This window comes from Vreelandella glaciei (genome assembly GCF_013415125.1).
Taxonomy (GTDB): Bacteria; Pseudomonadota; Gammaproteobacteria; order Pseudomonadales; family Halomonadaceae; genus Vreelandella; species Vreelandella glaciei.
In genome coordinates this window covers 171,247-181,127 of record NZ_JACCDE010000005.1, presented here as the reverse complement: position 1 = coordinate 181,127, position 9,881 = coordinate 171,247, and the positions used below count along the sequence as shown (strand labels likewise).

The window sequence follows — 9,881 nt, the reverse complement described above, 5'->3', positions numbered from 1 at the left end:
CGAAATGTTTTACAACCCAAAGCGCCGACACGGTACAAGTGATAACTTGTCACCGGTTGAGTATGAAAGGCGTTACTTTAAGAGCCTAACGGGTGTCTAGAATATCCGGGGCGATTCAGATCCCTTTGAAGCCTGACTCCTAAAGACGGCGACTTCCATAGGATCCAGAGGCCCTAAATGATGATCACTCCCCAATATTTCTAAGTGAGAAGGAGCGCTGCACTGAGTGAGTACGGCGACAGCCAGGCCACTTTCAACCGCAGCCAGTTGGCCAGCGAGACTTGAGCTGTTGTAAACCACTCGGTATCGACGCCCCTGGAGTGCAAGAGAGTTAATAGCGCTTCGTTTGGCGAGGCTCGCATCCTCATAAACAGCTATCGGTAAAGGATCTCGCCTCCAAATCTCGAACTGAGGAGACCCAATCCAGACCATCGGCTCATAGAATAGCAAGGTTCCATGTCGTGAACGGTCCCGCGAGATTAGCGCTAAATCTAGATCTCCTCGTTTTACACGCGGAATGAGGGAGGTTGATTGTTCGCAATGTAGCTCGATTTCCACCGAACCATGATGGGGCGCAAACCGTTTAAGCGCCGGGGTAAGGTATTTAGCTGCGTAATCATCGGGCACGCCAAGGCGAATTCGTCCCGTCAATTCTTCGCCGTGAAACGCCGCCTGAGTCTCGGCATGTAGATCAAGCATTCGTCTAGCATACCCCAGCAGTTTTTGGCCCTCCGGGGTAAGCTGATGTTGGCGAGGCCCGCGTAGCAGTAATGGGCACCCTAACGCAGACTCTAACTTTTTAAGCTGCATGCTTACCGCCGATTGGGAGCGATGTACTTCGGGCGCAGCAGCGGACAGCGAACCAGCATCTACCACGGCAACAAAGCATTTGAGCCAATCCATCTGAAGATCGTGGTACGTCATCCTGTTTTACTCTCCCATTAGCATATCGAATAATTACCCCTTGAATTATGCGGTTTTCTGGCATGCTCCACCAAGTGCATAGTGTAGGAATATTTAAGTAATTGAAGGAGTCATCAATGGCATGCGCCGATACAGAATTACATCACCTTGATAAGCCGCTGATCTGGTCAGGGTTCAAGCAGCTAGCCCCTATTTCTATCTTTGTGATCGTCTTTGGTGCCGCCTTCGGTTTGGCTGCGACCCAAGCAGGCCTTAGCAGCTCGACAACCGTTGTCATGAGTACGTTGGTGTTTGCCGGGGCTGCCCAGTTTGCTGCTTTAGATTTATGGGGAACACACATTCCGTTGTTCACGATGATGATGACGGTGTTTGCAATCAATGCTCGACATCTTCTAATGGGAGCCACGTTATATCCCTGGCTCCGCCACCTATCGCCTGCAAAACGATATGGCGTGATGCTGGTGGCATCCGACGCTAATTGGGCGATGTCCATGCAAGCATTTAGCCGAGGAAAACCAGGGTTAGGTCTGTTGTTTGGTGGCGGTCTTGCTCTTTGGTTCTTCTGGGTCGTCGGTACGTGGCTTGGCGTCTATTTTGGCAGTGCCGTTAGTAACCCTGAGAGCCTCGGCTTGGATATGGTTATGGGATGTTTCTTGTTATCCATGGTGATTGGCGGTGAAAAGAACCTTCGAATGCTGATTATTTGGACGGTTGCAGCCACGGCATCATTACTGGCTTTCCGCTACTTACCCGCAAACAGCCACATTATGGTAGGGGCAGTGGCGGGCGGTGTTGCTGGAACGGTATGGGGAGCGCAAAACGATGAACATTGAAGCAGCTGGCACAGGCATTTTTGCCATTGTACTCACCATGGCGATAGTAACACTGGCTACTCGCTGGGGAGGCGTCTATGTCATGTCCTTTGTGCCGATCAGCTATCGGGTCAAGCAGTTTATCCAGGCGATGTCTGGTTCTGTACTGGTAGCCTTGCTTGCTCCCATCGCGGTAACTGGGGATAGTGGGGCGCGCATCGCGTTACTGACCACTGCGGTCACCATGCTTGTACTGAAGAAACCGCTACCCGCTATCGCATTAGGCATTGTGGCAGCAGCGATAACGCGGCAGTTTTAGCCTACCCATGTCTTTGATGGCTTTCCGTCTTAGGAGGTAATGTAAATTCTTATCTATGGTTCCGATTCTAAGGTTTATGCTAGAAGAGCAGTCGCACTTAATATTGAAAAATACGTGATCTGTCGCAGCAGATACTATTATTTCTGTTGCATTCAATCCTGCATAAATTTTTTATTAGATTGATATTACGACGTCACGTCGCATCAATTGCTGGAAATGACAACAGGGATCCCCCTGTAAACCAGCATAACTGTTGGAACAGAGTTAACCCCCATCGCAGCGACTCTGATTCAGAAGTCTTAGGGAGCTTTACCAATCTATTCTTGAAGCTGCTACGTATCGAGCCTGTCCACGATCTGGACGTAAGCGCATCCGCTATCGACCTCCCGCACATTATTGCTGATTCACGAGACTGGGAATTTGCCACGTGAGCTATCGCGTATGATGGATCTTATTCTCGATTTCTCGCAGTGCAACGTCGCAGGTCGAATGGGTTAGCCCTGAAACGTCCCTTGAGGAGCTCATTAGCCTCATGGAGCGTGCCCATACTCGCTACCCAGAGATCGATGACGAAAATGCCTCGGTAGGCGTGGTGCATCTTGCTAACCTACTCAAACGGATCGAGGCGGGGCATCGCGACCAGCCGGTCCCCTCCGTGATGAGACCAGCTGCAGTGCTCCCCACGCTGATGCGCTTACCCGATGCACTCGACCAGTTAGTACAAAAGACCAATCAGATGGCTTGCGTCATTGATGAGTACGGCGGTTTTACCGGGGTACTGACCATCGTGATCTCGCCATAGAGATCGCCGGCGAAATCACCGATGAGCATGATGAAGCCACCAACGACGCAATTGTGGCCGAAAACGATACGACCTGGATGATGGAGGGCGACGTTCATTTGGATGAGTTGAAACGCGTCATTGACCATGACCTGCCCCATCACGATGTGGAGGCAATGGCAGGTTTGCTCATCGCAGCGCTGGGTGCGTTACCCAGGGAAGGCGAGACAGTGCCGATTGATTTGCCCGTTGATCCTGCTGAGCTGGTTGCCTAGGAGCCGATGAGACAGCGTCTCGTCATCGATGTGCTGCGCATTGAACGGCATGTTCCCAACCTGATGCGTGTTCAATTAATTGAGCTACCCCTGGCAGGAGAGAACGCATGAACGATCCACTGTTTGTCGTCATCTCCTTGAAGAGTTAGCCGCCAATAGCTCCTCTGCACGGGCTGCGCTGCGCGGTATGAATGATTTAACCTTGATGCTGGCGGGTGCTCAGTTAGGGATTACGTTCTGCAGGTTTGCGCTAGGTGCTGTATCAAAGCCTGCTGTCGATGTCTGGCTTGGCCCCATTTTCACGGCCTGGGGGCTGCCCGACTGGGCTGCCGGTGGTGCGGCCTTTGGTCTTGCACTGTTCGTAGTGACATTTTTACATTTGGTCGTCGGTGAGATGGCACCTGAATCCTGGGCCATTGCTCATCCAGAAAAGTCAGCATTGACCATTGGCGTAATCTCGCGCATCTACATTTGGCCATTGCGTGGGCTCCTCGGCTGGGTGAATCGCCTCGCCAACCATTTGGTTAAAGCCTCCGGCGTTGAGCCTGTCGAAAGCGCCGCCGTGGGTGGGCAAGATATTGAGACGATTCGGCAGTTGGTGGAGCACTCTGGACAGGTGGGCACCTTTCAGCCAGAGATGCAGCAGCTTTCTGGCTTGATCGATTTGGGCACACTTCCGGTCGCCTCTTTGATAACCGAGGGCGATTTGCCAGTCCACGTCACCCGGGCGGCCTCGGTCGCCGATGTGCGCGCAGCAGCGATCAAGTCGGGCCATTTTCGCATTCTCGTGATGGGTGAGAAGGATATTCCACCAACGGTCGTACATGTGCGCGATACGCTACTGGAACCCGCTGATCGAGCCGCCCGTGAAATTGCCCGCCAGGCGTTTGTACTGGACGGCGAAACGCCTGTTTATGAAGCACTGGCTCGCATGCGCAAAACAAGTGTACAGCTCGCAGTGGTCATGAACACTGAAAGGTTACATGGAGTTGTCACACTCGCCGATATCCTAAAGCGTGCGCTTCCGCTCTCAGAGCGTATTGCCTAAGATTCCAATACTTAGTCTGCGATAGGCCAAGCTATCAAGCACGTCTAGTTGTGAACCCACCTGATCTCCACTAACATCTCACCTATCCCCCTAGGGGGGATAGGTGGCGTCGCAACGCTCGATAGCTCCTACGCTGAACAAGTTCTTTTTTTCCATTAGGTATGCCCGTCATGCATCACCATCGTCTTGACCAATGGCAGCACGATCATACGTTTGGCCAGAACCATAAACGCTCCGGAGAGTCGCGGACGCTCATTGTGGTCGGGCTGACCCTGGCCATGATGGTTTGGGAAATTACGGCGGGGGTGATCTACGGGTCAATGGCGCTGCTGGCCGATGGGTTGCATATGGGCTCCCATGCGGTGGCACTGGGTATTGCCGCTTTTGCGTATGCCTATGCCCGTAAGCAGGCTACGAATGACCGGTTCTCATTTGGCACCGGTAAGGTCAACGCGCTAGGGGGATTTACCGGCGCGATACTGCTGGCCGTGTTCGCCCTTTACATGGTGATAGAAAGCGTGGGCCGCTTTATTCAACCCGTTGAGATCTCGTTTAACGGGGCTATTTTTGTCGCGTTTATCGGTTTGGTGGTCAACGGTGTTTCTGCCTGGATATTAGGCGAGGCCGGTCATGACCACCATCATGGTCATGGTCATGGGCATGATCCTGACCACAGCCATCATCATGATCATAATCGTCGTGCTGCTTACCTGCATGTACTGGCGGATGCACTGACATCAGTGCTCGCGATTGTGGCGCTGCTGGCGGGTAAATATGCGGGTTGGGGGTGGATGGACCCTGCCATGGGAATCGTGGGCGCTATCTTGGTCACCCGCTGGTCATGGCAGTTGCTTAAAGAGACATCGACAGTATTGCTGGATCATCAGCATCAATCGATGGAAAACGCTGTCAAACAGGCCGTTGAGAACGATGATGCCCGTGTTAGTGATCTCCATGTGTGGTCGATTGGCCCCAATATTTATGCTGCTATCGTCTCCATCGTGGCCCATGAACCCGAGTCGCCCACGGCATACAAACGCCATATCCAGGCCCATTGTTCTTCTCTCGTTCACATCACAGTTGAGATATTGCCCTGCGAGGAAGACCAAAGTGCTGGCTTGGCGTTAGCTCCTCACAAATAACGCGCAATCGCTTTGAAATCGTCGACATGGTGTTGCTGTTCCGGTGAGAGAGGGCTAAGAGCGTCATCCAGACAGTGCTCAATATGGTCATGGATCAATACGCGCTTAGCCTGCTGGACGGCTTTCTCGACCGCGTGGAGCTGCTGCGCGATGTCGAGGCAGTGGCGACCCTCTTCCATCATGTGCGTCACGCTCTGCAAATGGCCGCGAGCGCGATTGAGTCGCTTGATGATATCGGGATGCGACTGGTGGGTATGCGATGTCATGTTCTTTTCCTTTTCATTGTTTCTATCCCCCTAGGGGGGATGTTAATCTATTGGTATCATGCTGCCAACGCTATTGCTGAAACAGCATCTGTTGCTTGGTTATCACTTTTACTCTGGTTGTTTTGTTATGCTCCATCGGCTGCGCCACCGTCTTGGCTACCTGATGTTTTTACTAGTGTTCTTGCCTAGCCTGGTCATCTCCAGCCTCGGCGAGGCGCAAGCCCATGGGGCGGCGAGCATGGCTAGCGTTGCGTCGCTTGACCACAAGAGTGATCTAAGCGGCCATGGGCATACCCATAGCCACATGCATGAAGATGCTCGCCAGCTCCCTCATGAGAGCGGCAGTCATTTCCACGAACAAGCGGACCGGTTGGGGGCGAGCATTGCCCTCGCACCCAACGTCCGTCACGCCCTGCGGATAGGCGAACGACGGGCCTTTCCCCTGCGTCGTGTCTACCGCTTGGAGCGGCCTCCACGGCCAGTCGTTGCTTGATGACTGGGGCCATCCATCGGATGGCCAACACTAATGACTGACCCGTGGAGGTTGCATGTTTCCATCCCAAGTAAGGGGTGCGCTCGGCTTGCCTATAATGGCCCGACGCCACGCCTTAGCCTTTCTAACCCTGCTGTTAATGCTACTGGGCGCCAGTGGTGAGGTACTTGCTCACGCGGTGGCTGAAGGTGACAAGGGCTATATACAAGAGATCTATGATGTTCATCTGATCTCGTTTATGTATCTCGGTGCCAAGCACATGGTGACGGGGTATGACCACATTCTGTTTTTGTTAGGGGTCATCTTTTTCCTCTACCGAATGCAGCATATTGCTATTTACGTCAGCCTCTTTGCCATCGGTCACTCGACGACGATGCTGTTAGGGGTGTACTTCAATATCGGCATCAATAGTTACCTGATTGACGCCATCATCGGACTCTCCGTTGTTTATAAGGCGCTCGATAACATCGGTGCGTATCAGTGTTGGTTCGGCTTTCAGCCCAACACTAAGGTAGCCACGTTGGTGTTTGGTCTGTTTCATGGCCTTGGCCTGTCGAGCAAGATCATTGAATACGATATCTCGCCTGATGGTCTCGTCCCTAACCTCCTGGCATTCAACGTAGGCGTAGAGATCGGCCAGCTACTGGCATTGAGCGCCATTCTCATTGTGATGGGCTTCTGGCGACGTACTACTGGCTTCTTACGCCACGCGTATACCGCCAACGTCGCCATGATGTGTGCTGGTTTTATGCTGGTGGGTTATCAACTGACCGGCTATTTCATTGCTTAATTAAGGGGAGTCCCCGATGTATAACTCTGATCTTCCAACCCGTGCCGAACTGCCGTCAACGGGTAAGTTACTTCGCTCTACGTTGATGGCCGCCGTTATTGCCGTCGCTTTGCTGATCACCGTCGTGCTGCCTGCTGAGTATGCCATTGACCCCACCGGCGCTGGGCGCATGTTGGGGCTGACTGAGATGGGAGAAATCAAAACCCAGCTGGCTGAGGAAGCCGAGCTTGACCAGGCCAACGATCAAGCCAGTGCCCAGCAGGCGTCTCAACCCACTGCATCTCAAGAGATCGTCAGTGATAGTCAGCCTGCGACGGTAAACGGTGCTGATGCTCAGACTGCGACATCCGAGGCAGAGATAGCTCCCCCAACAGCCAATTCAGCCTCAGCGAGTGATCCAGTCGCACCTTCACCTACTGGTTCTGAAAGGGTGATGACCGACGCCAGCGTGGCGCTGGCAGAGGCATTAGCGACTGAGGAGGCCGCTTCCCAGGCGGCGCAAGCGGAAGAAGCGTCTCTATGGAGTGATGAGGTGAGCTTTACTCTGACGCCAGGAGAAGGAACGGAGTACAAACTCACCATGCAAGAAGGTGCTATTGCTACCTTTGCTTGGGCATCAGAAGGTGGCCCCGTCAACTTTGACACGCACGGTGATGGAAATGGTAACTCCATCAGTTATGAGAAAGGCCGGGGTGTACCCGAGGATGAGGGCAAGCTTGAAGCCGCTTTCACCGGCAATCACGGCTGGTTCTTCCGTAACCGCAATGACAACGACGTGACCATTGTCTTGCGTGTGGGTGGAGATTATGGCGAGTTAGTGAAGGCACTTTAATGGAATAACCTCTAGCGCTCGTTTGAGTGCTAGAGGCTTTCTTTGTACCAGCGTAAATTGTTCGCTAGTGGTCTTAATTTATTAACAGGCCGCTTGATATAAAATCATACCTAAGCACATCAGATGAGTTTAATGGCAGAATGGTAACAAGACCAAAGCGTGACTTTAGTCCTGTATTTCGACTCGAAGCAGCACAACTGGTCGTTGATCAAAACTACACTGTTCGTGAAGCATGCATGCGGTGTCTTCGAGCATAGATAAATGGGTCGTCAGTTAGTCAAGAGCATGATGGGCAAAGCCCTCAAGCCCCTTATGACAACTGATTAGCTCAAAATTCGCGAGCACACCTATAAGAAAGCAGGTAGTGAGCGTGTTGATATAACGTAGTTTTCTCATTTTAATCCTGAATAGCCTATACTTTCCAGCCAATCTAAAACGTCAGCCTCAACCTCATCTTCTCTCTCATTTTCTATAGCTAGTAAAATGCCATCCCTTTCTAAGCCACCCTTTGTTTCGAATGCATCTAATATCTGACAACCAGCGCACAATTCTTCAACAACTTCCAGGCTGCTTCCTAAGCCGTAGCCACCATTAGTATTGAAGGGAATAACGGTTTTTCCGCTTAAATCATATTCACTCAAGAAGCTTTTCATTGGTGGTGGCAGGGTCATGTCCCAGGTAGGAAAACCAATAAAAATGGTATCGTATTGCTCTATGTTATCGATGGTTGATTCAAGAGGAGGAAGGTACCCTGTTTCATTCTCTTCGTCTACTTGAGATACGATAGCGTCATAATCTTCAGGGTAGGGCGATTCTAATGCTAGCTCAATAAGTTCTCCGCCCACTGCCTCATGAATCATTGAAGCGACGGCTTTCGTATTGTTGGTACGTGTTAAATAGACAATTAAATTCGCATCGTCGCTTTGAAGGTTAATCTCACTCTCCTGTTCTTGAGCGTATAGGGTGGAAGAAGCTGATAAGGTAGCCATCAATAAGGTAAAACGAAAAAAAATCATAGGGTATTATCCATTAAATAGACGGATTAAGTGTCAATTACGCTTAGTTATCTGAAGTGTCGTCGATATTCCACCACTGGTTGAAATCAAGCTCTGACAAAGAAGCTAGCTCAATAACTTCACCAATACGTGGAGTTAACAGCCCGAACGGTTCATCTTGCTCAAGACCTGCCAACTGGTTAAATGGGTCGTCCCAATCGTGAAAGGCGAGCGAAAACCTTCCTACATGAGCCGGTATAACCCCCGTCGCCCTTAGGTCGCGGCCCGCTTGAGCGGCATCTTCAGGCGTCATGTGCGTAAAACGCCATTGTTCATCGTATTGGCCTGCATCTAGCATGGCTACATCTACTGCGCCTAACGCATTGGCTATAATTTGAAAGTGGCTTCCATAGCCGCTATCACCACTGAAATACAGTTGCCTTTGTGGTGATTGAATGCCAAAAGATACCCAAAGCGTCTGATTACGTTGAAACAGGCGGCCTGAATAATGACGTGCGGGAAGTACATGGATAACTAGTTCGTCATCCAGGCTTATTTGAGTGTTCCAATCGGTTTCAATAATCTGATCATTATCAAATCCCCAGCTTCGAAAGTGTGAACCCACACCCAGCCCTACGATAACGTTATCGATTTGATCCTTTAACGCCATCACCGTGGGATAATCCAAATGATCCCAGTGATCATGGGAAATTAAGACATAATCGATATCAGGGATATCTTCTACGGTATAGATGCTCGTCCCTTCAAATGCTTGGATGGTGAAGGGGATAGGTGAGGCATTTTGACTAAGGACTGGGTCGATTAAAATACGTTGCCCCGCCACTTGTACATAAAATGAGGAGTGCCCTAACCAAACAATGATGTCTTCGCTTTGTTCTATTTCATGTAAGTTTGTCTTTACTGTAGGTAACGCCTGTGGGGGTGCTCTTCCGCTATCTCCAGTAAAGAAAAAGTCTAACCAGCCGCGATCGGAGTCTGATTCCATTGTGATCTCAGGGATTGGCTCTAGGTTATGAAAAATCCCGTCTGAATAATTTGGAGATTGTTGAAAAAGCGCTAAGCTCTCTTGATCGGGCGGCGCACCAAATTTTGGAGATTGAAGGTAAGCATACCCAGCCACGCCAATAGATAAAACCAGAAGTAATAGAACACCTAGAATTTTTTTCCATCGAGATTTCAACTA

13 protein-coding genes are annotated in these 9,881 nt (G+C 51.0%); 9 read left to right on the top strand and 4 right to left on the bottom strand.

The window, feature by feature from the left end; translation table 11 throughout:
- Positions 1-96 precede the first annotated feature (96 nt).
- Entirely contained in the window at positions 97-924 is an 828-nt protein-coding gene (locus HZS80_RS05590; protein ID WP_179915404.1) for a LysR family transcriptional regulator, read from the bottom strand.
- A gap of 116 nt (positions 925-1,040) precedes the next feature.
- Between HZS80_RS05590 and HZS80_RS05585 the strand changes: the two genes are divergently transcribed.
- The 6 genes from HZS80_RS05585 (at position 1,041) to dmeF (ending at position 5,301) form a co-directional block, all read left to right on the top strand.
- Positions 1,041-1,757, top strand: coding sequence for an AzlC family ABC transporter permease (locus HZS80_RS05585; RefSeq protein WP_179915403.1), 717 nt, complete (start codon positions 1,041-1,043; stop codon positions 1,755-1,757).
- Positions 1,747-2,055 (top strand): AzlD family protein, encoded by a 309-nt coding sequence (locus tag HZS80_RS05580; RefSeq protein ID WP_179915402.1) that lies wholly within the window; start codon positions 1,747-1,749, stop codon positions 2,053-2,055. Before HZS80_RS05585 ends, HZS80_RS05580 begins: the two co-directional genes overlap by 11 nt.
- Before the next feature lie 448 nt (positions 2,056-2,503).
- Positions 2,504-2,857, top strand: coding sequence for a CBS domain-containing protein (locus tag HZS80_RS23250; RefSeq protein ID WP_340162612.1), 354 nt, complete (start codon positions 2,504-2,506; stop codon positions 2,855-2,857).
- Positions 2,858-2,910: 53 nt separating this feature from the next.
- A complete protein-coding gene (locus tag HZS80_RS23245) occupies positions 2,911-3,111 on the top strand; it encodes a transporter associated domain-containing protein (RefSeq protein WP_218927590.1) in 201 nt (66 codons plus the stop codon).
- 79 nt (positions 3,112-3,190) lie between these two features.
- Positions 3,191-4,159, top strand: coding sequence for a CNNM domain-containing protein (locus HZS80_RS05570; protein ID WP_218927589.1), 969 nt, complete (start codon positions 3,191-3,193; stop codon positions 4,157-4,159).
- A 170-nt stretch (positions 4,160-4,329) separates the two neighbouring features.
- Entirely contained in the window at positions 4,330-5,301 is a 972-nt protein-coding gene (dmeF, locus tag HZS80_RS05565) for a CDF family Co(II)/Ni(II) efflux transporter DmeF (protein ID WP_179915401.1), read from the top strand.
- Here dmeF and HZS80_RS05560 read toward each other — a convergent pair.
- Positions 5,292-5,567 carry a metal-sensing transcriptional repressor gene (locus HZS80_RS05560; RefSeq protein WP_179915400.1) on the bottom strand — a complete coding sequence of 92 codons (276 nt, stop codon included), beginning with the start codon at positions 5,565-5,567 and terminating at the stop codon, positions 5,292-5,294. The genes dmeF and HZS80_RS05560 overlap by 10 nt on opposite strands.
- 127 nt (positions 5,568-5,694) lie before the next feature.
- Between HZS80_RS05560 and HZS80_RS05555 the strand changes: the two genes are divergently transcribed.
- From HZS80_RS05555 to HZS80_RS05545, 3 genes are read left to right on the top strand one after another with little or no spacing between them, the layout of a single operon-like run.
- Positions 5,695-6,060, top strand: a complete 366-nt coding sequence (locus HZS80_RS05555) for a hypothetical protein (RefSeq protein WP_179915399.1) — start codon at positions 5,695-5,697, stop codon at positions 6,058-6,060.
- 55 nt (positions 6,061-6,115) lie between these two features.
- Positions 6,116-6,850, top strand: a complete 735-nt coding sequence (locus HZS80_RS05550; protein ID WP_179915398.1) for a HupE/UreJ family protein — start codon at positions 6,116-6,118, stop codon at positions 6,848-6,850.
- Between the two features lie 16 nt (positions 6,851-6,866).
- Positions 6,867-7,682, top strand: a complete 816-nt coding sequence (locus HZS80_RS05545) for a RodZ family helix-turn-helix domain-containing protein (RefSeq protein WP_179915397.1) — start codon at positions 6,867-6,869, stop codon at positions 7,680-7,682.
- Positions 7,683-8,074: 392 nt separating this feature from the next.
- On the opposite strand, the gene HZS80_RS05540 is transcribed toward HZS80_RS05545, so the two are convergent.
- Entirely contained in the window at positions 8,075-8,698 is a 624-nt protein-coding gene (locus tag HZS80_RS05540) for a flavodoxin (protein WP_218927588.1), read from the bottom strand.
- A gap of 43 nt (positions 8,699-8,741) precedes the next feature.
- Complete coding sequence (locus HZS80_RS05535; protein ID WP_218927587.1) at positions 8,742-9,878, bottom strand: MBL fold metallo-hydrolase; 1,137 nt, start codon at positions 9,876-9,878, stop codon at positions 8,742-8,744.
- Positions 9,879-9,881: the final 3 nt, after the last annotated feature.

What these genes read in the sequence shown, in the direction of transcription:
- HZS80_RS05545 (WP_179915397.1), top strand. Translation starts at nt 6,867, where the DNA reads ATGTATAACTCTGATCTTCCAACCCGTGCCGAACTGCCGTCAACGGGT.
- HZS80_RS05540 (WP_218927588.1), bottom strand. Translation starts at nt 8,698, where the DNA reads ATGATTTTTTTTCGTTTTACCTTATTGATGGCTACCTTATCAGCTTCT.
- HZS80_RS05550 (WP_179915398.1), top strand. Translation starts at nt 6,116, where the DNA reads ATGTTTCCATCCCAAGTAAGGGGTGCGCTCGGCTTGCCTATAATGGCC.
- HZS80_RS05560 (WP_179915400.1), bottom strand. Translation starts at nt 5,567, where the DNA reads ATGACATCGCATACCCACCAGTCGCATCCCGATATCATCAAGCGACTC.
- HZS80_RS05590 (WP_179915404.1), bottom strand. Translation starts at nt 924, where the DNA reads ATGACGTACCACGATCTTCAGATGGATTGGCTCAAATGCTTTGTTGCC.
- dmeF (WP_179915401.1), top strand. Translation starts at nt 4,330, where the DNA reads ATGCATCACCATCGTCTTGACCAATGGCAGCACGATCATACGTTTGGC.
- HZS80_RS05585 (WP_179915403.1), top strand. Translation starts at nt 1,041, where the DNA reads ATGGCATGCGCCGATACAGAATTACATCACCTTGATAAGCCGCTGATC.
- HZS80_RS05555 (WP_179915399.1), top strand. Translation starts at nt 5,695, where the DNA reads ATGCTCCATCGGCTGCGCCACCGTCTTGGCTACCTGATGTTTTTACTA.
- HZS80_RS05580 (WP_179915402.1), top strand. Translation starts at nt 1,747, where the DNA reads ATGAACATTGAAGCAGCTGGCACAGGCATTTTTGCCATTGTACTCACC.